Raw genomic sequence first — 23,405 nt, 5'->3', positions numbered from 1 at the left:
TTCTATATAAGATATTTTATATGTAACCATTTATAAAGTCAATAGTATTTTGCAATTTTTACAATGCAAAATTGCAAAACCCGAACTAAAATTAATTTTAGTTCGGGTTTGCTAAATAGTATTGATTAATCGTTGAATGTGTATTGCAATATATCCTATTTCTTCTTCGGGAACTTCTTTTCCTAATGTATTTTCTATTACTTTTGAGACTTGCATTGCTATCTTATAAGCTCCCTTAAATTTTTTCTTTATCGAGGCTAAAAGTTCATTTGCTATTGGTGTATTTTTTTCTAACCTATCAATAGCAAAACGCAGGTGAGTTACAAGTCTTAGATAATCAATCGAATCTCTATCAATATGTTTTCCTAATTGATTTTCAATTATTGACACTAATTGAGAAATCAATCTAGTATTTTTCAAAGTATTTGACAAACCAGCATTTTCTACAGCAGCATGCAAATGAAGTGCTATAAAGCCTGCTTCATCTTCGGGTAGTGAAATATTAAGCCTTTGCTTTATCAGTTCTAACGCTTTTAATGCAATATTGTAATCATCTTTATATAAAGCTTTTATCTCCATATTAAAAGGATTTTTTATATCTATTCCCATATTTATTCTTTCAATTGCAAAAGCAATATGATCAGCAAGTGCAATGTGTATATGCTCATTAAGTTTCTTTCCTTTTATTTTTTCTGCCATCGCTATAATTTCTTCTGCAATCCCTATTACATCTCCTCTTATCTCTTCCATTAACTCAGAAAATTTAATTTTATTAACATCTTCTTGTACATAAAATATTTTTTCTAATTTATCTTCTTCAATAATATCACCTGGTCTTTTGCCAAATCCTATGCCTTTTCCAATGACTACGCATTCCACACTTTTATCATCTTTTGCCATACACACATTATTGTTAAGAACTTTTACCACTTGATACATAATTAATACCTCACTTTTCACTTGAGGTATACTCTCATAATCTTTGTCTTTTCAGCTCTTACTTCCTCACCGTCAGGTTCTTTTACAATTTTATCCACTATATCCATATTAGTAATAATAATTGGAGATGTCAATGGGTGTTCTTTTTTAACCAATTCCATATCAAATTTTATCAACTTATCTCCTACTTTGACTTTTTCACCTTCCGAAACAAAACTTTCAAATCCATTTCCTTTCATTTCTACTGTATCCATCCCAATATGAATTAATAATTCTAAACCTTCTTCTGTTTTTAATCCCAAAGCATGTTTTGTAGGAAACAATTGTATAATGGTGCCGTTGACCGGCGAATATACAATACCTTCCGTAGGTTCTAACGCCACTCCATCCCCTACCATTTTTTGTGAAAATACAGGATCTGGCACATCTTCAATTTTTAACAATATACCATTAATAGGAGAATATATATCTACGTATTTTTTCTTTTTAAATATGTTAAACATGTAATCAGCCCTTTCTGTATTTTTTACCATATTTTATTATACCCATATATTTCAAACTTCCTAAAATAATTTTGGTGGCGGCCAGTTTACGGCCGCCTAAAACATTTTTACCTTAAATTTTACCTCCTGCTTTCTTCATGTGTTTTCTCATTTCTTGTGCAATCAAATCAGCTTTTGTACCAACAATTACTTGCAATGCATTTTTGCCCATTCTAATTACACCTGTCGCTCCTAACTTTTTAAGTTTATCATCGTCTATTATTGTATCGTCTTTCACAGTCAAGCGCAACCTTGTTATGCAAGCCTCCAAAGATTGGATGTTTTCTGTTCCACCCAATACTTCTACGTATTGTACAGCAATATTACCAAGTTCTGATTTTGACATGTCTGCATATTGGTCAACAGCTTCTTCCTCTAATCTGCCAGGAGTTGCCAGGTTGAATTTCACTATTATATAGTAGAAAATTACATAGTATATTGCACCATAAATTATACCTATTAGAAGGAGTAAAAGTGGTTTTGTAGCTATACCATAGCTTAAGATATAATCAATGAGACCAGCTGAAAAGCCAAAGCCATCCTTTATACCAAGAACATAAGTTATAGCAAGAGATAAACCCGTCAAAAGAGCGTGTATTACATAAAGTACTGGCGCCAAGAACATAAATGAAAATTCAATAGGCTCTGTAATACCTGTGAGAAATGCTGTAAGAGCTGCACTTATTAACACACCAGACACAGCTTTTCTTTGGTTTGGCTTTGCTGCTGCCCACATAGCCAGTGCTGCTACTGGAAGCCCAAACATCATAATAGGATAAAACCCTGCCATAAATGTTCCTGCTGTTGGGTCGCCTGCAAAGAATCTGTTTAAATCTCCAGTTACAACTTTGCCAGCTGCTGTTTTAAAAGTGCCAAATACAAACCAGACAAGACTGTTTATAACGTGATGAAGTCCAAAAGGAATCAACAGCCTATTGAGTACACCATATACAAATACTCCAAGTACTCCTGCTCCAATTATCCATTCGCCTACAGCATATATGCCATTCTGTATTGGAGGCCATACATATCCCATTGCAAAAGCTAACACAATTGCCACGAAAGCTGTTACAATAGGCACAAATCTTTTTCCACCAAAGAAGCCTAAGAAATCAGGAAGTTTAATATCATGATACTTGTTATACAGATAACCGGCTATGATACCCATTAAAATACCGCCTAAAACTCCCATGTTGATATCTTTGTTTATAGTTGTCGCACCTTTTGTCAGTACAAAATAGCCTACCGCTGCAGCAAGAGCCGCAACCCCGTCCCCTTCTGCAAAACCTATTGCAATACCTATAGCAAAGATGAGGGGTAAATTGTCAAATACCGCTGCACCTGCCTGCATGATAAAAGGAATGTTGAAAACATCAGGTGCTCCAAGCCTTAAAAGCAATGCTGCTGCAGGTAATACAGCGACTGGAAGCATTAAGGCTTTACCAAGTTTTTGAACACTTGCTAACCACTTCATATAAAAACCTCCTTATTTTCATTTTTCAGGCATTTAAACAAAAAGAGCCGGCAAGGTAATAATACCTTGTCCGGCTCATGCCTGCTTTTCCAGTAACACGCCGTAATTTAGTATTCGTTTGCAAATATTATATAATCTATTTTGCAGTTTGTCAATAACTAATTATTGATAATTTCACATATATCTTTAAATCACACCCTCGTTTTTCATTGAATTATTTGAAAAATAATTTATAATTAAAGTTAAGGAATAATAAAAATACATTTAAATTGGAGGTTTCTGATAATGCCATTGCTAAAAGAAGGTAATGTATATACTTATTACTTATTCAAAGAATATGCCATTCTCCTATAAGTATGCCTTACTCCTCTTATAGCAATAGAAAGTGCCATTATGTTTTCAGGAAGTGCCACTCCTGCATATCCTGCATCTCCTATATGCTGTATGTCTGCCCCTGCCATTTTTGATTGAACTCCGATAAATTCTATTGTGCTTTTTTGTGAACCTTCCTGTGAGGTACCAATTGTAGTCATTGCTAAAGCACTTTCCTCATGTATTGCATCTATCTGCCTTTTCGCAAGATTTAAATCAATTCCTGGAACAGTACCAGGCGCTGGTATCAAAACACAGTCAGCACCTGCTTTTACAAAATCCTTTAAAATTTTGTCTTCATATATGTTTCCTGAACCAGCACCGTGCATTTTCCCAGCAATGATCATCATATTTTCACCCAAAATCTCTTTTGCTAATTCTATTCCTTTTATTATCGTACTGACACTTACCCCTGTATTGGGATTCCCAGTTATAACGATATAATCAAATCCGTACTCTTTAGCTTTTAAAAGATTTTCTCTATTTAATTTTCGTCCCTCTACATACTTTACTCCTTCAGGAACTGGTTCTATATTTACACCTATAAACCTTCCAACTATCTTTTTGACTCTCTTAATATAGTGAAAATCCTCTGCGTTTTTGGAAGCTATTTCGACTATTTTTTGTACTTCGGAAGGTCCAGCTGAAAAGTTTATTTCTATGTCGTCTATACCAAAAATAAATGGTTTTTGAAAGTCAAAAAAATTCAACGTAATCATATCACTGCCAAAAGTCGCTGCAAGCTCCATGTTTGATACCCCATAGATAAGCGGTGGAACTGTAACAATAGTCTCTGCCATTACCGTCCTTCCTTCGGAAGTTTTGATTGTTTCAATGAGTGTATTTTTGTCCATTCTCTCAATGTCTTTCATTGTAAGCTCAAATATCCTTTTCATAAAAATCCTCCTCTCTAAAAATTAAAAGCTGGCAAGGTATTAGTTACCTTACCAGCTCATGCCTTAACCAGTCGCACGCTGTCTAAGTAAATTATAAGCCATATAGCCGTTGGTGTCAATAACTACAGCTGTTTTACTATATTCGTAATTTTTTGCATATTAGCCTTTTGCTCTTCAGTATATTCAACCTGTTCTTTTATGTGGTCAAGGTTTTTCAAATTATTTTCATCTACTACATTTATCTCAGCCAAAAGTTGCTGAGAAGAAGCCAACAATTCTTCTACTTGTGCAGATATATTTTGTGATGCTGTCATCACATTTTTCATAGCCTGCAGCGTTTGGTTAGAACTTACTGCTGTTTCTTCTGCCGCAACAGAAATTTCACTAATAATATCAGAAACTTTATCAAACCCTTCTTTCGTCTGTTCAAAAATATCTAATACTTTATTTACCTCGATGGATGCTTTTGTTGAAGTATCGATGTTTTTGATAACATTATCAACAGTTTCCCTCGTAAATTGGGTAAGAGATTCTATTATTTCTCCTATTCTTTCTACACTTTCTGTAGATTGTGCTGCAAGTTTCCTTATTTCTTCTGCCACAACTGCAAAACCTCTTCCGTTTTCTCCAGCTCTTGCCGCTTCGATTGCCGCATTAAGTGCCAAAAGATTTGTCTGTTCAGCTATATCTGATATTGAATATAGAATATCCTTTATACCACCCATTCTTTTCTCTAGTTCACTCAATTGTTTTGAAGTATTTTTAGAAGTTTCCAAACTTTCTTGTAAGGATTCAATTAATGATTTAACTTCTTCTCCTTGCCTGTGTGCATTTTCTTCTATTTCTTTGATTTTCATCATTGCTTCATTCATGTCTCTCATAAGTTTATCAGAAACTTGTGACAAATTCTCATTAGTCTCCGAAACCTTAGTAATAGAATCAGCCACTTCATTTACATTTTCGGAAATTACGTTAATCCCATTTACTAAATCTTCTAAGCCCTGTTTTGATGAGGTTATATTTGTTGTATTTTCTTCTGATTTGTTTTTTATATCAACGGCATAATTCATGACTTCCTCTGATTGTTTTACTGCCTTGTCAATTTCAGAATTTATAAGTTTTGCAAACTTCCTTAACTTCCTCACAATTATAGCTGCGTAAATTAAAATTATCACTATGATTGCAATACTTATACTAAGTGATACGTAAAAATTCTTTTTATTATCTTCTATCATTTGATTGAAATACGGTAAAAAGCCCTGAGAATATGTAGAACTAAAATCATTTAAACTGCTTTGAATGTGATTCAAATAATAACCAATAGTTACTACTTTATCACTATCATTAACAGAGTCATACTTTTCAGGTAATTCATTTACTGCTTTCTTTAAGTTTTGAATGCCTTCATTAATAGCTGATAAATTTTTTTTAAGGAGTTCATAGTTTTTCGTGTTTTTATAATCATCTAAACTATTTTGAATATTACTTACATACGTCTCTATCGAACTAATTGGTACTCCTACAGAAAAATTTGTCGCATTTCCACGCATGTAATCGTTTAAAGTTTGCTGTATGTTGCCGCTTAACACTGCAACTTGAACCTGAGCATTCGACACATTGATTACCTGATTAACTACATATTTTCTTAGATTTTCGATATTCTGAATAGTATTAATAAGGCCTACATTAATTGTAAAAGTTAAAATGACAATAAGGATTCCTATTATTACAAATGAACGTATAAGTTGAGCACGAATAGTCTTTCCCATTTGCATTTCTCCCCTTCTAAGTGGATTTAGAAAACCTCAATATATATTTATCGGCTTTAATTGATGAAACTTTAATATAAAAAAAGCGATTCCTCTCAAGGAAGAATCGCACACTATACTATTCAAATATTAATGTCGGCCTTTCTACAGGCTCATCTGAAAGGAGAATGTATTTTTTGATTTCATCAAAAGCCCACTCTAATTTGCTTTCATCATTGGCGTATATCGTCGCAATAGGCTCTCCCTTCCTAATTATATCTCCAACTTTTCCCCCTAACATTATTCCAACTGCTAAATCTATTTTGTCTTCTTTTTTCTCCCTTCCGGCTCCTAACTTCATCGCTATAAGACCTAATTCTAAAGCCATTAAGTCTTTTATATATACATTCCTGTCAGCAATCCAAGGTCTTACATACTTAGCCTGTGGTAAAAGTGATACATCATCAACTACTCTTTCATCTCCACCTTGTGCCTTTATAAACTCTTTAAATTTTTGTAGGGCTTTGCCACTGTCAAGTGCTTCTTTTAGTTTTACCCTTGCCTCTTTGTCGTCTTTTGCAATACCTGCAATCTGAAGCATATCAGAGCCTAAAAGCATACATACTTCCAATAAATCTCTAGAGCCGTGACCTTTCAAAACGTGAATAGCTTCTACTATCTCAAGAGCATTTCCTATTGCAAGCCCAAGTGGGTAATCCATATTTGTAACATGTGCAACAGTTTTTCTGCCAACAGAATTACCTATATCTACCATCAATTTAGCAAGTGCTTTGGCTCTTTCTAAATCTTTCATAAAAGCTCCTCTTCCAACTTTTACATCTAATACTATTCCATCTGCACCTGCGGCAATCTTTTTACTCATAATAGAGCTTGCAATAAGAGGAATAGAATCTACTGTTGCAGTAACATCCCTTAAAGCATATAATTTTTTATCAGCAGGGGTGAGATTTTTTGTCTGCCCAATAATAGCAATCCCATATTTATTTACATTGTCGATAAACTCCTCTTCACTGAGTTCTACTCTCATTCCTGGTATTGACTCAAGTTTATCTATCGTCCCGCCAGTATGTCCTAAACCTCTTCCTGACATTTTTGCAACAGGTGCTCCACAGGCTGCTACCATCGGAGCAAGCACCAGCGTAGTAGTGTCAGCCACCCCACCCGTTGAGTGTTTATCAACTTTGATTCCTTTAATAGCTGACAAATCCATCACATCGCCAGAGTAAGCCATAGCCATAGTAAGATGTGCAGTCTCTTCTGGCGTCATTCCTCTAAAATATATAGCCATTGCTAAAGCGCTCATTTGATAATCAGGAATATAATCTTTTGTATAAGAAGAGATTATAAAATCAATCTCTTCTTTTGTAAGAACTCCACCGTCTCTCTTTTTCATTATAAGGTCATACATCCGCATAAATTATACCTCCTGTCATAAAGGTAATTCCCTCAAGAAGGATGTGCCATGTTTTGTAGAACCAACCTCGAATACTTCAGCTATTGTAGCAGCAATGTCCGCATATGTGCTTCTTACTCCTAAATTAACTCCATGTTTCATTAAAGGACTATAAACTAATAGTGGGACATATTCTCTTGAATGGTCTGTGCTTTCAGTAGCAGGGTCACACCCATGGTCAGCAGTTATAATGAGCAAATCTTCTTTTGTAAGTTTTTCCATAATTTCTGGAAGCCTGTCATCAAAATTCTTTAGAGCCTTTGCGTACCCTTCAACATCATTTCTATGACCATATAGCATGTCAAAATCAACTAAATTTGTAAAAATCAAGCCATCTTTAACTTCATCCATTGCTTTTATAGTAGCTGTAATACCTTCGTCATTGTTTGTCGTATGATTTTTCCCAGTAATTCCTTGCCCAGCAAAAATATCTTCAATTTTTCCTATAGCAAAAACTTCATATCCAGCTTCTTTTAACATATCCAGTATGGTAGGTTCAAAAGGTTTGAGAGAAAAATCTCTTCTATTTTCTGTCCTCACGAAATTTCCGGAAGAACCAGTAAAAGGTCTTGCAATTACTCTTCCCACCGCATGGTCACCTTTTAATATTTCCCTGGCAATCTCACAAATTCTATAAAGTTCTACAGGAGGTATGACATCCTCATGGGCTGCTACTTGAAATACACTATCAGCAGAAGTATAAACTATTGGGAAACCTGTTTTTACATGTTCTTCTCCCAACTCTTTTATTATTTCTGTTCCTGAAGCAGGTTTATTGCCCAAAACTTTTCTTCCAATTCTTTTTTCAAATTCTTTGATAATTTCGTCAGGAAAACCATTGGGATAGGTAGGAAATGGTTTGTTAATAAAGAGTCCTGCTATCTCCCAATGGCCTGTAGTAGTATCTTTCCCTGCTGATTTCTCAGCCATTTTGCCATATCCACCAATAGCGTTAGGGTTTTCAGGAACGCTTTTTAGAGGAATTATATTCCCTAACCCTAATTGCCCCATATTAGGAAGTTCGACACCTGTCTTTTCTGTCACATGACCTAAAGTGTTTGAACCTTCATCTCCAAACCTATACGCATCCGGCAATTCTCCTACTCCTACGCTATCCAAAACTATCAGTATGACTCTTTTGAACATTTTACCACCTCTTCTAGGAGCTTATGTTCATATTATTTCTCTAAATCTTTTGAGGTAAAAGCACCTGGCAATAAATCTTTAACAGTGACAACAGCGTAATCGCCTTTCATGTTGCTCAATACTACCACCATGTCCTCTCCACCCAATTCCATCATTACTTGTCTACATGCACCACAAGGAGAGACAGGACCTTCAGTATCTGCAACTACAGCAATTGCTTTTAATTTTCTCTCTCCATTTGCATAAGCGCTAAAAAGAGCCGTTCTTTCTGCACAATTGGTAAGGCCATAAGAAGCATTCTCAATGTTGCAACCTTGATAAGTTTTCCCATCTTCAGTAAGCACACATGCACCTACTTTAAAGTGGGAGTAAGGTACATAGGCCTTCTCCCTTGCTTCTTTTGCTAACTCGATAAGCTTCTCATAATCTTTATGTTCCACCCTATACACCTACTTTCATAATATTCTTTTGCGTATAATATAGAAGTCAAATTTAGAAGCATTAAAATAGTTAGAAGAATAAAGGATTGGCGTATTGTTTTCATCGTAATGCACTTGCTCTAAAAGAAGTATTGAATCATTTTTGTCCATCATCAGTTTTTTCTCAACAACAGGGTCATGCTTTATAACCCTTATATTAGAAATTGCATAAGTTATTGTAATAGAGTGCTCATTTTCAAGGTAAGAAAATACAGATTGTTCAAATCCAGTAAAAGATTCTCCTACAATGCTTTGAGGTAACCTGTCTATGCAATATACAACAGGGACCTCATCTGCTGTTCTTACCCTTTCTACTTTATATATAATATCCCCAGGTTTTAATTTTAAATGATTTGCCTCATTTTCGGTGGCAGGAAGTTTATATACAGTAAAATCTTTTGTACCAGGTACCATCCCTTGCCTTTCAATTAAAGTGGTAACACTAAATAACTCTTCTAATCCACTTTTGATAAGGGGTTTTCTCTTTACAAAAGTTCCTACTCCTTGCTGTTTTATTATAAGTCCTTCCTCCTCTAAAATTCTCATTGCTTCTCTTAAAGTAGCTCGACTAATACCAAATTGCTTGGCAAGCTGTGACTCAGAAGGAAGCTTACTCCCTTCCTTCCACTGCCCTGTCTTTATCAATTCTTCCATTTTCCTTAAGGCGAGCTCATACAGCGGTTTTTTCTCAGGAAGCAGCATCGACATAAAATCCCCCTATTTCTTCGGTGTATATGGTACTCCATCTGCAGCAGGTGGTACGCTCTTTCCACCGACACCAACAAGTGCAAGTATTGTTACTATATAGGGCAACATCATAATTATATTCTTAGAAAATGCCGTATTTTGAAGCTGCATGCTAAGAGCTGTTGCGAATCCAAAGAGAAGTGCAGCTCCAAAAGAGCCAAAAGGCGTCCATTTCCCAAATATCATTGCTGCCAGTGCAATATAACCTCTACCACTTGTCATATCAGGGTTGAAACTATTTAACGCACCTATTGACAGATAAGCACCACCCATGGCAGAAAGAATACCACTTAAAGCAACGCCAAGATATCTTAATTTTATGACATTTATACCTGCTGTTTCAGCCGCCTCGGGATTTTCACCAACTGCTCGAAGTCTTAAACCTAAATTTGTGTGAAACAAAAAATAATTTGATATGAATAAAATTATTATCATCAAATACACTACTACACTGTGACCACTTAAAACTTGACCTAAAAATGGTATATTCTTAATGCCTGGAATATCTATAGTGGGAAGCATAGGAGTATCAGTAGGAGTGCCTGTAAAACCATACATCGTATTTAAAAGGTATGCCGTAATACCCGATGCAAAAATATTAATAGCCATACCTAAAATTATTTGATTAGCTGTTAAGCTTACAGCCGCCCACGCAAAAATCAAAGCTACTATAAGCCCAACAATTATAGCACCCAAAAGTCCTAACCAAGCACTACCAGTGGCATGAGAAAACACAACAGCAAAAAATGCTGCAATAAGCATAATACCTTCCATTGCTATATTTACAACACCAGACCTTTCAGAAAAGGTACCACCTAGCGCAGGCAATGCCAATGGTGTTGCCATCGCCAAAGTAGCTGCCCAAAGTTGGGGATTTAAAAATATTTCCATTATGCTTGCACCTCCTTTTTGCGGTTTTTCGCAAATTTGTTTTTTATAACCTCTGCTACTCTATGAGCTGCTACAAAGAACACTATAAGCCCTGTAATAACGTCTGCCATTTGACCTGGTACCTGCGCATTAAGCTGCATATACTGAGAACCAGTACCTAAAGCCGCAAACAAAATTGCAGAAAATATAACTCCTAGCGGATTGTTATTTGCAAGAAGCGATACAACTATTGCTGTATAACCATATCCTGATGTAAAACTATTATAGAGTCTATGCTGTACTCCTAACATCTGAACTGCTCCAGCAAGTCCTGCAAATGCGCCACTTAAACCCAATGAAAGCATCATATTCAAAGGCACATTCATTCCTGCGTATCTTGCTGCTCTTTGATTATATCCTACTGCTCTCATTTCAAAACCCCATGTCGTTTTAAACATAAGCCAATATACAAAAATTGCAGCAGCAAGAGCAATAAAAATTCCATAAGAAAGTTGAGTATTCTTAATTAAAACAGGTATAACTGCACTTTCATTAATACGGGGAGATTGAGGAATTGTTCTTCCCTTCTCCATCATAGGGCCAAACTCAAGTAAAAAATGGCTAAAATATATAGCAATATAACTCATCATCATGGTAGTTATAACTTCGTTAGCGCCGGTATGGGCTTTTGCAAGTCCCGGGATAAGTCCTGCCCAAAGCCCTCCTGCTATCATTGCAGCTATAACTGCAAAAGGTATGTGGATATACCAAGGTAATCCAGTAAAACTATAGCCTACCCAAACACCTACTATTGCACCTATCCAATACTGTCCTTCTGCACCTATATTAAATAGTCCAGCTTTAAAAGATATAGCTACACCTAATCCTGTCAATATAAGGGGCACAGCAGCTGCAAGAGTATTTGCAATATTATTGATTGTGCCAAAAGCACCTATAAACAAAGATATATAAGCAGTTATAGGATTAAATCCTGTAATAAGCATTATAATAGAACCAACTATTATTGCTATAAGCACAGCTGCAGCAGGAATATACAGTTCTTTTAAAAGATTTTTCATTATCTCGCCTCCAATGTCGTCTTATCAAATCGTGAACCAGCCATAAGCATTCCTATTTGTTCTCTTGTGGCAGTTTTGCCGTCCAAAATATCCATAAGCTGTCCATTGTATATAACTCCAATCCTATCTGATAATGACATTATTTCTTCTAGCTCTAATGAAATGAGAAATACAGCAGCACCTCTGTCTCTTAATTCAAGTATTCTCTTGTGGATATATTCTATGGCACCAACATCCATTCCACGTGTTGGCTGAACTGCAATTAAAAGCTTAGGATCGTATCCTACCTCTCTTGCCAAAATAACTTTTTGCTGATTTCCTCCTGATAACCCACGAGCTTTAAGCATGTACTCAGGAGGTCTTATGTCAAACTCCTTAACTTTTCTCTCAGCATTTTCATAAACTTTTTTGTATTGAATTACACCATGACGAGAATAGGCAGAATCTTTATATTCCCTCAAAATTAAATTTTCTGCAATTGTAAAATCCAAAACAAGTCCATCTGCTTGCCTGTCTTGTGGAATATACGATATACCCTCTCTATAAAGCTGTCTTGTAGTAAAATTTGTAACATCTTTTCCGTAAAATAAAATATTGCCTGATTTCTTAGGCCTTAATCCCATTATAGCTTCCACTAATTCTAATTGCCCATTTCCATCAATACCTGCAAGTCCAAAAATTTCTCCTTCGTGTATTTCAAAACTTACATTTTTAACCTTAGGAACGTTCTGCTGGTCAACTACATTTAAATTTTTAACACTTAAAACGACATCCCCTGGCTTGTACTCACTCTTTTCTATTCTCAATATTACTTCTCTACCAACCATTAAATTAGCAAGTTCTTGCTCATTCGTTTCTTTTGTGTTCAAAGTACCAACAGTTTTACCTCTTCTCATAACAGTAACTCTATCAGAAATTTCTAATACTTCTTCTAACTTGTGACTTATAAATATTATAGACATACCTTGTTTTACAAGTCCTCTCATTATTTCAAATAATTTTTCTATTTCCTGAGGAGTAAGCATAGCTGTTGGCTCATCAAGTATCAAAAGTTTCGCTTTTCTATAGAATGCTTTTAAAATCTCAACTCTTTGCTGAAGACCGACAGACAAATCTTTTACTTTTGCTTCAGGCTCTATTTCTAAGTGATATTTTTTTGAAATCTCTCTTATAAGTTCATTTGCTTTTTTTCTATCATAAGTTATACCTTTAGGCTCCGCTCCTAATACAATATTTTCTGCAACTGTCAAAGCAGGAATAAGCATAAAATGCTGATGTACCATTCCTATGCCTTTTTCAATAGCTTCATGAGGACCACTTAGATTAAGTTCTTCACCATCAAAAATAAGCTTACCTGAATCCGGTTTATATAAGCCGTATATAATATTCATTAAAGTGGATTTACCAGCACCGTTTTCTCCAAGTATAGCATGAATTTCTCCTTTTTCAACTGTAAGATTGACATTGTCATTTGCTACAACCTTAGGAAACACTTTCGTAATATTTTTTACTTCTAATATAACACTCATACTCATACCTCCAACAAGGGGCTTATAGCATAAGCCCCGTTTTTTTGAATTTAGTTTATTTTGAAACTTTATCAGATATTGCTATTTTATCATCTTTTTTATTCTCTGCTACTTGATCTACTATGTCTACGGTAGATTGGGGAACAACTTTACTAGCTGTACCTATTTCAGCTTCATCATATCAGCCTGATGGGCCTAAATGTGCTTGGATTTTGTCTTGTTTCCCCGCATTGGATCTGGTCACTTGAGTAATATGCCTTTCTTGCCGTTGTAAAATCAGCCCGCCACCAGGAACTTTAACTCGGGAACTTACTCGTTTACGCAATCGTTTAATTGCTTGCTTGAAAGAATATTTTTCCGGCAGCTCTAGAACTTCTTCTTCAGCCTCACTTTGCCTGTTGCTCCGGATTTCTTAAAACTCTACCTAGTATTGGAAGCAATGCAAAAAGCCTCTGTCACAATTTGGCAAATTCCTTAAAAGCTTACAGGCATCTAAAGCCGAATCAGAAAGCTATAGCTTCACTCCGTCAGCAAATTATTTTGTAGTCTACTCCGAAGCGGTTTTACGGCTTCTCCAAGGGAGCTGCCGGAATAGGAAAATGACAAGAATGCTTCTTAAACGCTTCAGTAGTATAAATTCTTATTGGAACTTCAACGGTATTTTATCAAAGTAGCAAATATTAATTTACCAGGCAACAAAAACCCTACGTGAAGCTCTTCTGTAAGGTTCTTGCACCAGTTTGCATATTAAACAGTCCGGTTTTTTAGATAAGGCTTTTTATACCTGCCAATTTCGGAATTTACATTGTAATTATATTGCATTTTTATATTAATTTCAATTTCAAAAATCTATCAACAGAAATGGTCTCACTAAAAACCTACATACTCCATGAATTCATTTAACTCCTTTTTTATATTACCTCTCACAATAACCATATGATTCCCAATAGGATTCTTTAAAAATTCTCTTACATCATTATCCATTTCTACTTCAATCTGAGTTCTACATCTTTGATCATTAGTGGGATTAGATATTATTCTTCCTGTAGTCACAAAAATTTTATCTAAATTTTTCCCCCCAATTTTAACGACAGTCACAGTCTCTTTTTCAAATTCACCCGCTATTCCCACTCCTATACCAGATTCAAAATGCGATCTTAGTTTGTATTGTTTTACTAAAGTAGTAGGTACTGTGCAATGGGCAAATATTATTGTATTTTTATTGAAATCAATTTTTGACGGATTTGCCATAAAAGATTTTTTTTGTGTTAATGCTAAAACTAAGTACATAGTAAAAGTAGCCGGAAGATCGCCTTCACATCCTGCTATAATTCCTTCATCATTTAACCTAGAAAGTGCAAGACAACTAGAATTATTAACCCTCTTTAGCAAATCAAAACACTTAAGTGAAATAGCATCAAGTTTTCTTTCTTCAATAATTTTTTTAAGAGCTAAATATATTAAATGAACTCCTCTTATATCTTCATTTGACGGTTCAACAACTTCTATAGCTCTGTCAAAATATCCGTCATATGAGCCATGACAATTTTTCAGAATATTATAAAGTTCATCTATAGGGATGTCAATAAAAGATGTTCCCCACTTCTTCGATGCTTGTATATAATCTATACTGCTTGCTATTAACCACTCTGATGCTCCACCGATACTAGCAATTTTTGCTTCTTTTATTTTTTTTAAAGCTGTAAAAAATTTGTAATATTTTTTTATTTCACACGCTATTTCTCTCAAATCTCCATGAATAATATATCCTTTACCATTTTGGCTCTTTATAAACGATAAAATCTCTAATGCAGCTGGCAATGAATTAATTAAATCAGTCGTTAATACAATTATTGGTTGTCGAAGGTTTTTATAAATTTTTTTAAATATTCCTTCTGTACCACCAGTCATATTCCATACTACCGTAAATTCATTTTCCTTACATTCATCTACAAATTTTGCATCAAATTCATTAATAAGAAAATCCGAGAAAAATTTTAAACTTTCTTCCACATTCTTTTTATTATGCACTGGAGAAGCCAATTTTATAACATTAATACTCATTTTACATTCTCCTTTCATTATTTAAATTACTAATCGTAAATTGCTAAAAAATTCTTTATAGCTTTTCCTCTTGCATATAACATCTTATAGACGTCTCAGAAAAAATATTTTTTGAGATTGCCATTGTTCTGATTCTCCTTATGAACAGACGGTTTATACTAAGCCTTAGGATGATTTAATGCTTTTTACCAAGGCCCCTAGGGATTCTAAAGCTTAGTTTAAGGTTCATGTATGCGATCTTCTTCAAAAGGTTCACCAAATGGTTTAAGATTGATTATGAGATTAAGCATTATAGAGTTAGAAGCCGTAAGAATTGGTATTTCATTATTCATTTTTTTGCTATGAATTTTATCTTGATGCCTAAGTTGCTAATACTGAAAAAGAACATTTTGATATTTGGAATAAGTTTTAGGGAAAGTTTTAGCAGGTTAGTATTTAGAATCCCTAGGGTTAAATATGTCTATTATTTATCTTTTAAAATGGATTTTCAATAGGATTAGTTTCTTACACTATTTTTTGTCTTTTGATTGTCATATTTTCCTCTCGTTTTTTATTATTCACTTCCTTTATTTAGTTAAAAGTTATAATTTAGCTAACTTTTTGTTGGGTTTGTTAGTTTCCCGTAGGGAATTATTTACTGTTTCCGAAATTACTTGGGCTGAATAGTAGTCAGTCCCGGTTTCTCATGGTTTTAGTTTATTTTGAAACTTTGTCAGATACTGTTATCTTACCGTCTTTTATATCCTGTGCTAATTGATTTACTTTATCTACAATAGATTGTGGCACATCTTTATTGACCGTCCCTAGCCCAACACCATCATTTTTTAAATCAAAGTATACAACGCCACTCTTGAAGTTGCCATTTAAAGTATCCTTTATAATATCAAATGTTGCAACATCAACTCTTTTTAATGCTGATGTTAAAATATTATCAGGAGCTAAATAGCTTTGATCAGCATCAACACCGATAGCATATACGTTTTTCTCTTGGGCCGCTTTTATTATACCATCCCCCGTTCCACCAGCAACCTGGAATATAATTTCCGCTCCTTGGCTTATCTGAGTCAAAGCCATTTGTTTACCTGTCGCAGGATCATTGAAACTATTTGCATAATTAACGAGAATTTTTATGTCAGGATTAACAGCTTTTGCACCTTGTTGGTATCCCGCAATAAACCTATCTATTGCTGGCGCCTGCATTCCACCTATCACACCTATAACATTTGTACCTTTAACCTTACCAACCTTTTCTTTCTCCATCAGCCCAGCCATAGCACCTACAAGATAACTAGACTCTTCTGTTTTAAAAATAGCCGATGAAACATTTTCTCTATCCGTAACTTCTGAGTCAATAATTAAAAACTTTGTATCGGGGAATTTTTGTGATACCTCTTCAACTGCATCATGCATCAAAAATCCAACTGCAATTACCAAGTCATAGCCTTGTTGAGCAAAATTCGTCAAGTTCGGAACGTAGTCTGTCATCTGCTTTGACTGTATTACGTTAACTGTAACACCTAATTCTTTAGCAGCTCTTTGTAAACCTTCGTAAGCCATCTGGTTAAAACTGTGGTCATTGATTCCTCCAACGTCTGTAACTAATCCTACTTTAAAATCTTTGTTTTTAGCTTCTTGCGTAGTAGTTTGAGGTTGTGTGCTTTCTTGCTTTGTCTTTGAAGAGCATCCCGACAAGAATACTGATACTGCCAACAGCAAAATTAACACAAATGCTAAAACAACACGCCACTTCTTCATCATATAACCCTCCATAAAAATTTTTTTGTTACCGTTTACTACTTATATAAGTAGTAAACATATAGACTTGTCTGACATCTAACTTTATTATAACTTTATTAATCGCTTGTTACAAATTCTAAAATAAATTATTTTAGTAACCTCTTTTATAGATATCTTTTAAAATCTTCTCTTTTCTTTATATTTCGGTAGTAACAATTTTTTATGCAAAATTTAAAGCTTATTTTAAGAACTTTTGGCAATATTGGTTTAAATATAGCATAAAATTAAGAGTGCTCATCGCACTCTATCCAGAAATTTTATTTAAAACTTTATTTACAATTTCATCCCTTATATTTTTGTATTTTGCCAAAATCTCATCACATTCTTTATTTGCACTTTCAGTAATTTCTCTATCTTTAATGTAGGGAATATTCACCTTAACATTTAAAACAGCTCCCTCTATTGCTGCATATAGTAGAATCGCCCCAACTGCCGCATCAGATATGGCATTAGGATTCCCGTATTCCGCAATCAACATCGTCGGGGTAAAAGCTTCTCCACATAATCTCGCAAGTTTTAAAGGAACATTCATAGCATTAATATAAGCTTTTTGAAGCGCTTCGCTCCTTATTTTTCTATTTTCTTCAGTATCTTTTGGCATCTTAAGCGCTTTTATCACTTCGTCATAAGCTACAGTATCTTCATCAATAAGTTTTACATACTCAGCAAGAAGTCGCCTACATATACTAAGCCCTTGTTGAATTTTTTCTTTGATGTCATCAGTATAATCTTCGTAAAATTTCCGCCCTATTGTAAGGTTATAAACCATAGAAGAAAGGGCAATCCCAAGACTTGCTGATACCGCCGCAACACTTCCCCCACCCGGTGTTGGTGACTCCGAGGCCACTTTTTCAATATACTCCTTTAATGAATCATTAATTAACATAAGATCATCTCCCTCTCTGTGTATATACTTTCCCACCACTACCTATTATACCAATGAGATATAATTTTCGTAATACAACATAAAAAATTGTTACAATATTTTTTCTCTATACTCTTTTGGAGTAAAACCTGTTATGTTTTTAAAAACTTTGCTAAAATAGTGTTGATCAGTATATCCAACTGCTTCGGCTACTTCGTAGATTTTAACCTTTACATCTTTTAAAAGTTCCTTTGCTTTTTCAATCCTGCAAGCAGTTAAATAATCTGAAAATGTGACACCCATTTCACTTTTAAATAAAGTACTTAAATAATTTGGGGTTATATACAATTTTTCAGCGATGCTATTCAAAGAAATATTTACATCACTATAATTTTCTTGTATTAGTTTGATAGCCTCATCAATTAATTTCCTATTTTTAGAATTTTTAGTAAGAGAAACATATTCACATACTACTTCTATTATATTTCCCATCCATTCTCGAAGGTTTTCTTTGGTAGATAATTCGGAAATTTGCCTCCAAGGGTCCGTTTCTTTAAATAAAATATCTGCATTTTCTCCAATTTCTATAAGCGACCGCGTAATAACTGCAACAAGCTCTAACCCCCATCTCTTTATAAAATCTTCTGTATAATTTTTGTCGCGAAATTCATTCCAAATCTCGTTAAAAATATTAAGAGCCAAATCTTTATCTCCCCGTTTTATCGCTTTTGATAATTTCTCTTCCAATTTTAAAGGATATTTATAATATTCTGCTTTAAAAAATTTCAAGTCTTCTTTGTTCAAGGATGGTAATGGTTCCTTTTTTTTGTCCAATAATTCTTTTCTTTTTAAAACCGCTCGTCTTACAGTTTCTTTTAGCGTGTCAATGTCGATAGGCTTTAAAATATAATCAAAGGCTCCTAACCTTATAGCTTGTTGAGCATATTTAAAATCATCATATGCACTTAACAAAATTACCACAACTAGAGGATCAATCTTTTTAACTTCCCTTGTAAGTTGGAGGCCATCCATAAAGGGCATACGTATATCCGTTAAAATTATATCAGGTTGTTCTCTGTTAAACACATGAAGAGCACTTTTTCCATTAGCTTCGCAACCTACCACGCGTAAATCCAGTTCCTGCCAATTAACATTATTTTTAAGCCCTTCCCTTACAATTGGCTCATCATCTACAATTAAAATTTTCATAAAATCCACCTCACAAAACAGCAGGAATTACAATCCGGGCAACAGTATTGTTATCTATTACTTGGTAATAAAGTCCATACTCTTCCCCATAATATAACTTAATCCTTTCATTAACATTCTGTATTCCATAACTGTCTTTATCCTCTGACGGCGAATCCAATAGTTTATTTACCACATCCAAATCTATAGGATTACCATTATTTATGACCTCAAATACAATTTTTCCATCACCTAAATAACCGTTAATCAAAATTTTTCCTTTTCCTTCATAAGTCTCTATCCCATGAATTATTGCATTTTCAACAAGAGGTTGTAAAATTAACTTTATCGTCTTGTAGTGTAAAATTCTTTTATCTATATTAAAACTCACCTCAAATTTATCTTTAAATCTGATTTTTTGAATTGTAATATAGCTTTCGACATGCTTAAGTTCTTTATCAACAGTAGTTACATCATTCCCTTTATTAATGCTGTATCTCAAAATTGATGCTAAAGAATTTACAATCTTACTTATTTCAGGTGCATTGTGCTTTACTGCCAACCAATTTACAGTATCAAGTGTATTGTATAAAAAATGCGGATTTATCTGTGCTTGCAAAGCCTTTAATTCCGCGTCTTTTTCCTTTATTTTTGATAAATACACTTCATGTATAAGTTCATTTATCCTTTTTATCATGTAGTTAAAACTTGAATATAATACTCCTATTTCTCCATCCCAGTTTTCTTCAACACTTATGTTGAAATTTCCTTTCTCAACTCTTTTCATTTCAGTAGCAAGTTTTATTATTGGCTGTGAAATACTGTATGAAAAATAGAGAGAAATTAAGGCTGCAATTACAACACTCAAAAGCGCAGTAAGATAGATAAAATTTCTTATCATCTTAGCTTTTTCATTAAGTTCATTCAGAGGTATCATACCGACAAGTTTCCACCCATTTTGAGGTAGAGTATTGTATATAACCATTATTTTATTACCATTCATAGTAATAAAATTACTTCTAGAACTGCTATTGTATAATTTAGTGGTATAAGGATATAAAAAGCTTTTGTCTTCAGAATATATCAGCTCTCCTTTGTCATCAACGAGATACACCTTTCCAGTTTTTCCAAGGTGTATATCAGATATTATTGAAGCAATTTTTGACATATCCATATCTACAGAAATAACTGCTATAGGTTTAGTAAAATTTTTTACATCGAAAACCAACCTCGAAACAGAAATCATTTGTTTCCCAAAATCATTGTTTATATACCAGTACAACCTGCCATTTAGCTGTATAGTTTTTTTATACCATTCTTTATCTTCTACTACTTTTGAAGACATCACATCATTTTGTTCTAATCTCATTGGGTATTGATTTTTACGCAAAGCAAAAATCTCTATAGAAGAATAATTTTTATTAAATATTCCAGGATATAATATACTGTTCCTAATAGCTGTAACTTCTCTGTTTATTTGAAAAGGAGTTTCTTTGTCATTGCGTGACAAATTATATTGAAGTTCCTTATTCATCGAAATATAAAGTATAGTATTCTTCATATTTTCTAGCATCTTTGATATGTTTTTATTAGCTTGATTTAAAGTCTGAAAAGTACTCTTTCTTACCTCTTCATTTATATATCTTGATGTAATATTACCTGTTATCGCTGCCACCATTACAAGCGGTATAACTATTATTAAAATATATGAAAGCAAAATTTTTTTATATAACATAAAAACCACCTTTATAAAATATTTCAACGAAATAAATCAATTACCTCCCTTACACATAAAAGTTTATAAAAAACTACACAAAATATTAAAAATATCACATTATTTTTGCAACCGATTTCTTATATAATTATTATACAACATCAAAACTATATTTAGTTAAGGAGGAGTTTTTGATGGGTAAAAAAAATAAAATCCTGACCTTAATAGTTTCGCTGGCACTAATAGTAACTTTAATTGCTGGTTGTGGTTCTAACACGAGCTCGTCCACTTCAAGTAATACTTCTAAAGACGAACCAGTTACAATTACTTATTCTGCAGGTAAAGATTCCACACCAGCTACTCAAAAATTAATTGAAGCTTTTGAAAAAAAATATCCAAATATTAAAGTCAAATTTCAAGAACTACCCAACTCTACAGATGATCAACATAATTCATATGTCACTGCATTGTCAGCAGGAGATTCAAGTATCGATGTTTTAGCAATGGACATTATTTGGACACCTGAATTTGCTGCTGCTGATTGGTTACTTCCATTAGATGATAAATTTACAGAAGAAATGAGAGAAAAGTTTTTACCGGGACCCGTTGAAGCGGTAACATATAATGGCCATGTGTGGGCAGTACCAAGATTTACAGACGCAGGAGTTCTCTATTATAGAAAAGATATCATAGATACTCCTCCGAAAACTTGGGATGAATTAATTCAAATGTCAAAAGAAAATGTTGGTAAAGGTGGTACTAAATATGGAATAGTATTTCAGGGCAATCAATATGAAGGTTTAGTTTGCGATGCTTTAGAACTTATAGGAAGCAATGGTGGAAGTGTTCTTGAAGGAGACAAAGTGACAATAAACACACCACAAGCAGTAGCAGGACTTCAATACCTGATAGATTTAGTAAAGATCGCTCCTCCAGGTGTAACAACGTATCAAGAAGAAGAGGCAAGGAATGTATTCCAACAAGGTGAAGCAATTTTTATGAGAAACTGGCCTTATGCATGGTCTTTAGTAAATGGAGATGATTCCCCAATAAAAGGTAAAGTAGGTATAGCTCCAATTCCAAAAGGAAAAAACGGCCAAGCTGGAACCCCAGTTTTAGGGGGATGGAATCTCGGTATAAACAAATACTCAAAACATCCTGAAGAAGCATGGAAATTTATAGAATTTGTTACAAGTGAAGAAGGTCAAAAGATAACCGCTTTAGAAGGCGGCAATCTCCCAACAATAAAATCTTTATATCAAGATGAAGAAGTTTTGGCAAAAAATCCTTATTGGGCAGATTTTTATGATGCATTCATAACAGCTAAGCCAAGACCTGTATCTCCTTTTTATCCTCAAATGTCTGATTCAATGCAAATTAACTTTCATAAAGCTTTGACAGGAGAAATAACGGCACAGCAAGCTATACAAAATATAGAAAAAGATTTGAACGACATAATTAAAAATGAAGGTAAAAAGTAAACTTAATGTACTTCTTCATACAAATCCAAAGTGGCAGCTCTCGCTGCCACTTAATATAAAGAAGGTGATAACGTGGTAGAACAAAAAAATTTAACATCCCCAACTAAACAATCTAAGTACCAACTAAGTGAAGCCGCATTGGGATATATATTAGTTGCTCCAGCATTATTATGTATTATTGCAATAGCTTTATATCCTGTATTAAATACTTTTAAACTGAGTCTTTATTATATGAAACTTCAACTTCCTGGATTGACTCATTTTGTGGGATTTCAAAATTATGTTGCATTATTTCATGACCCAAGATTTTGGTCAGCAACTTCAAATACAATTGTTTTTACAGTTGTATCTGTAGCACTGGAGTTAGTGCTCGGAATGATAATGGCACTTTTGATGAATAAAAAATTTAAAGGTACGGGATTGGTAAGAGCTGCCGTGTTGATTCCATGGGCAATACCCACTATAGTATCCGCCCTCATGTGGAAATTCATTTATAATGACCAATTTGGTGTACTGAATGATATTTTAATGAAAACGGGCTTGATTGATAGTTACAGAGCTTGGTTGGGTAGCCCTTCTTTAGCAATGGGATCAGCTATATTTGCAGATGTATGGAAAACTGCACCTTTCATGGCATTATTATTGCTTGCCGGACTTCAAAACATATCTCATGACCTTTATGAGGCGGCAAAAGTAGATGGTGCAGGAAGTATAAGGCAATTTTTTAGTATCACTTTACCATTGTTAAAACCTACAATTTTAGTTGCCCTCATATTTAGAACATTAGACGCTTTTAGAGTGTTTGACCTCATTTTCGTAATGACAGGAGGAGGACCAGGAAACTCAACAGAAACCCTTTCAATATATGCATATAAGACCCTTTTTAGGAACCTCGATTTTGGAATCGGTTCTGCAATAGCCGTTATAATATTTGTTTTTGTGTTCATTTTTGCAATGATCTATATAAAACTTTTAGATAAAAACATTTTAGAATGAGGTGA

Annotated in this window: 19 protein-coding genes; 2 read left to right on the top strand and 17 right to left on the bottom strand. The window is 34.1% G+C overall.

Features of this window, described 5'->3' with window-relative positions:
* Nucleotides 1-111: 111 nt before the first annotated feature.
* From glcT to TMATH_RS02525, 17 genes are all read right to left on the bottom strand, one after another.
* Complete coding sequence (gene glcT, locus TMATH_RS02605; protein ID WP_013149870.1) at nt 112-939, bottom strand: glucose PTS transporter transcription antiterminator GlcT; 828 nt, start codon at nt 937-939, stop codon at nt 112-114.
* 17 nt (nt 940-956) lie between these two features.
* Nucleotides 957-1,442 (bottom strand): PTS sugar transporter subunit IIA, encoded by a 486-nt coding sequence (locus TMATH_RS02600; RefSeq protein ID WP_012994571.1) that lies wholly within the window; start codon nt 1,440-1,442, stop codon nt 957-959.
* A 112-nt stretch (nt 1,443-1,554) separates the two neighbouring features.
* Nucleotides 1,555-2,955, bottom strand: a complete 1,401-nt coding sequence (gene nagE / locus TMATH_RS02595) for an N-acetylglucosamine-specific PTS transporter subunit IIBC (protein ID WP_013149868.1) — start codon at nt 2,953-2,955, stop codon at nt 1,555-1,557.
* A gap of 320 nt (nt 2,956-3,275) precedes the next feature.
* The gene (locus TMATH_RS02590) at nt 3,276-4,223 is read right to left on the bottom strand and encodes a DUF7916 family protein (RefSeq protein ID WP_013149867.1); all 948 of its coding nucleotides are present in this window, start codon (nt 4,221-4,223) and stop codon (nt 3,276-3,278) included.
* 122 nt (nt 4,224-4,345) lie between these two features.
* A complete protein-coding gene (locus tag TMATH_RS02585) occupies nt 4,346-5,992 on the bottom strand; it encodes a methyl-accepting chemotaxis protein (RefSeq protein ID WP_041591629.1) in 1,647 nt (548 codons plus the stop codon).
* A 118-nt stretch (nt 5,993-6,110) separates the two neighbouring features.
* Nucleotides 6,111-7,406 carry a pyrimidine-nucleoside phosphorylase gene (locus tag TMATH_RS02580; RefSeq protein WP_013149865.1) on the bottom strand — a complete coding sequence of 432 codons (1,296 nt, stop codon included), beginning with the start codon at nt 7,404-7,406 and terminating at the stop codon, nt 6,111-6,113.
* A gap of 15 nt (nt 7,407-7,421) precedes the next feature.
* Nucleotides 7,422-8,591: a phosphopentomutase gene (locus tag TMATH_RS02575; RefSeq protein ID WP_013149864.1), complete on the bottom strand. Its 1,170-nt coding sequence runs from the start codon at nt 8,589-8,591 to the stop codon at nt 7,422-7,424.
* A gap of 32 nt (nt 8,592-8,623) precedes the next feature.
* Nucleotides 8,624-9,031 carry a cytidine deaminase gene (locus TMATH_RS02570; protein WP_012994565.1) on the bottom strand — a complete coding sequence of 136 codons (408 nt, stop codon included), beginning with the start codon at nt 9,029-9,031 and terminating at the stop codon, nt 8,624-8,626.
* 15 nt (nt 9,032-9,046) lie between these two features.
* Complete coding sequence (locus TMATH_RS02565) at nt 9,047-9,772, bottom strand: GntR family transcriptional regulator (protein WP_028991846.1); 726 nt, start codon at nt 9,770-9,772, stop codon at nt 9,047-9,049.
* Between the two features lie 15 nt (nt 9,773-9,787).
* The gene (locus tag TMATH_RS02560; protein WP_013149862.1) at nt 9,788-10,708 is read right to left on the bottom strand and encodes an ABC transporter permease; all 921 of its coding nucleotides are present in this window, start codon (nt 10,706-10,708) and stop codon (nt 9,788-9,790) included.
* The gene (locus tag TMATH_RS02555; RefSeq protein WP_013149861.1) at nt 10,708-11,766 is read right to left on the bottom strand and encodes an ABC transporter permease; all 1,059 of its coding nucleotides are present in this window, start codon (nt 11,764-11,766) and stop codon (nt 10,708-10,710) included. Before TMATH_RS02555 ends, TMATH_RS02560 begins: the two co-directional genes overlap by 1 nt.
* Nucleotides 11,766-13,295 (bottom strand): ABC transporter ATP-binding protein, encoded by a 1,530-nt coding sequence (locus TMATH_RS02550; protein WP_013149860.1) that lies wholly within the window; start codon nt 13,293-13,295, stop codon nt 11,766-11,768. The genes TMATH_RS02555 and TMATH_RS02550 overlap by 1 nt, the downstream gene beginning before the upstream one ends.
* Before the next feature lie 870 nt (nt 13,296-14,165).
* The gene (locus TMATH_RS02545; protein ID WP_013149859.1) at nt 14,166-15,359 is read right to left on the bottom strand and encodes a fucose isomerase; all 1,194 of its coding nucleotides are present in this window, start codon (nt 15,357-15,359) and stop codon (nt 14,166-14,168) included.
* 696 nt (nt 15,360-16,055) lie between these two features.
* Entirely contained in the window at nt 16,056-17,114 is a 1,059-nt protein-coding gene (locus TMATH_RS02540) for a BMP family lipoprotein (protein WP_041591628.1), read from the bottom strand.
* Between the two features lie 286 nt (nt 17,115-17,400).
* Entirely contained in the window at nt 17,401-18,042 is a 642-nt protein-coding gene (locus tag TMATH_RS02535) for a cyclodeaminase/cyclohydrolase family protein (RefSeq protein WP_013149857.1), read from the bottom strand.
* Between the two features lie 90 nt (nt 18,043-18,132).
* Nucleotides 18,133-19,230 (bottom strand): response regulator transcription factor, encoded by a 1,098-nt coding sequence (locus TMATH_RS02530; protein ID WP_013149856.1) that lies wholly within the window; start codon nt 19,228-19,230, stop codon nt 18,133-18,135.
* 10 nt (nt 19,231-19,240) lie between these two features.
* Nucleotides 19,241-20,944, bottom strand: a complete 1,704-nt coding sequence (locus tag TMATH_RS02525) for a sensor histidine kinase (RefSeq protein WP_013149855.1) — start codon at nt 20,942-20,944, stop codon at nt 19,241-19,243.
* Nucleotides 20,945-21,117: 173 nt separating this feature from the next.
* On the opposite strand from TMATH_RS02525, the gene TMATH_RS02520 reads away from it, so the two are divergent.
* Together TMATH_RS02520 and TMATH_RS02515 are read left to right on the top strand one after the other, a co-directional pair.
* Complete coding sequence (locus TMATH_RS02520; RefSeq protein WP_013149854.1) at nt 21,118-22,404, top strand: ABC transporter substrate-binding protein; 1,287 nt, start codon at nt 21,118-21,120, stop codon at nt 22,402-22,404.
* 72 nt (nt 22,405-22,476) lie between these two features.
* Nucleotides 22,477-23,400, top strand: a complete 924-nt coding sequence (locus TMATH_RS02515) for a carbohydrate ABC transporter permease (protein WP_013149853.1) — start codon at nt 22,477-22,479, stop codon at nt 23,398-23,400.
* Nucleotides 23,401-23,405: the final 5 nt, after the last annotated feature.

The sequence above is a fragment of the Thermoanaerobacter mathranii subsp. mathranii str. A3 genome (assembly GCF_000092965.1).
Classification (GTDB): Bacteria; Bacillota; Thermoanaerobacteria; order Thermoanaerobacterales; family Thermoanaerobacteraceae; genus Thermoanaerobacter; species Thermoanaerobacter thermocopriae.
Note: the sequence above shows the minus strand (reverse complement) of the source record. Positions and strands in the feature narration are given on the sequence as shown.

Bases quoted from the DNA above. Each gene is read 5' to 3' on its own strand.
- TMATH_RS02540 (WP_041591628.1), bottom strand. From the start codon at position 17,114: ATGAAGAAGTGGCGTGTTGTTTTAGCATTTGTGTTAATTTTGCTGTTG.
- TMATH_RS02550 (WP_013149860.1), bottom strand. From the start codon at position 13,295: ATGAGTGTTATATTAGAAGTAAAAAATATTACGAAAGTGTTTCCTAAG.
- TMATH_RS02580 (WP_013149865.1), bottom strand. From the start codon at position 7,406: ATGCGGATGTATGACCTTATAATGAAAAAGAGAGACGGTGGAGTTCTT.
- TMATH_RS02525 (WP_013149855.1), bottom strand. From the start codon at position 20,944: ATGTTATATAAAAAAATTTTGCTTTCATATATTTTAATAATAGTTATA.
- TMATH_RS02555 (WP_013149861.1), bottom strand. From the start codon at position 11,766: ATGAAAAATCTTTTAAAAGAACTGTATATTCCTGCTGCAGCTGTGCTT.
- TMATH_RS02535 (WP_013149857.1), bottom strand. From the start codon at position 18,042: ATGTTAATTAATGATTCATTAAAGGAGTATATTGAAAAAGTGGCCTCG.
- TMATH_RS02565 (WP_028991846.1), bottom strand. From the start codon at position 9,772: ATGCTGCTTCCTGAGAAAAAACCGCTGTATGAGCTCGCCTTAAGGAAA.
- TMATH_RS02545 (WP_013149859.1), bottom strand. From the start codon at position 15,359: ATGAGTATTAATGTTATAAAATTGGCTTCTCCAGTGCATAATAAAAAG.
- TMATH_RS02520 (WP_013149854.1), top strand. From the start codon at position 21,118: ATGGGTAAAAAAAATAAAATCCTGACCTTAATAGTTTCGCTGGCACTA.
- nagE (WP_013149868.1), bottom strand. From the start codon at position 2,955: ATGAAGTGGTTAGCAAGTGTTCAAAAACTTGGTAAAGCCTTAATGCTT.
- glcT (WP_013149870.1), bottom strand. From the start codon at position 939: ATGTATCAAGTGGTAAAAGTTCTTAACAATAATGTGTGTATGGCAAAA.
- TMATH_RS02590 (WP_013149867.1), bottom strand. From the start codon at position 4,223: ATGAAAAGGATATTTGAGCTTACAATGAAAGACATTGAGAGAATGGAC.
- TMATH_RS02585 (WP_041591629.1), bottom strand. From the start codon at position 5,992: ATGGGAAAGACTATTCGTGCTCAACTTATACGTTCATTTGTAATAATA.
- TMATH_RS02560 (WP_013149862.1), bottom strand. From the start codon at position 10,708: ATGGAAATATTTTTAAATCCCCAACTTTGGGCAGCTACTTTGGCGATG.
- TMATH_RS02575 (WP_013149864.1), bottom strand. From the start codon at position 8,591: ATGTTCAAAAGAGTCATACTGATAGTTTTGGATAGCGTAGGAGTAGGA.
- TMATH_RS02530 (WP_013149856.1), bottom strand. From the start codon at position 19,230: ATGAAAATTTTAATTGTAGATGATGAGCCAATTGTAAGGGAAGGGCTT.
- TMATH_RS02600 (WP_012994571.1), bottom strand. From the start codon at position 1,442: ATGTTTAACATATTTAAAAAGAAAAAATACGTAGATATATATTCTCCT.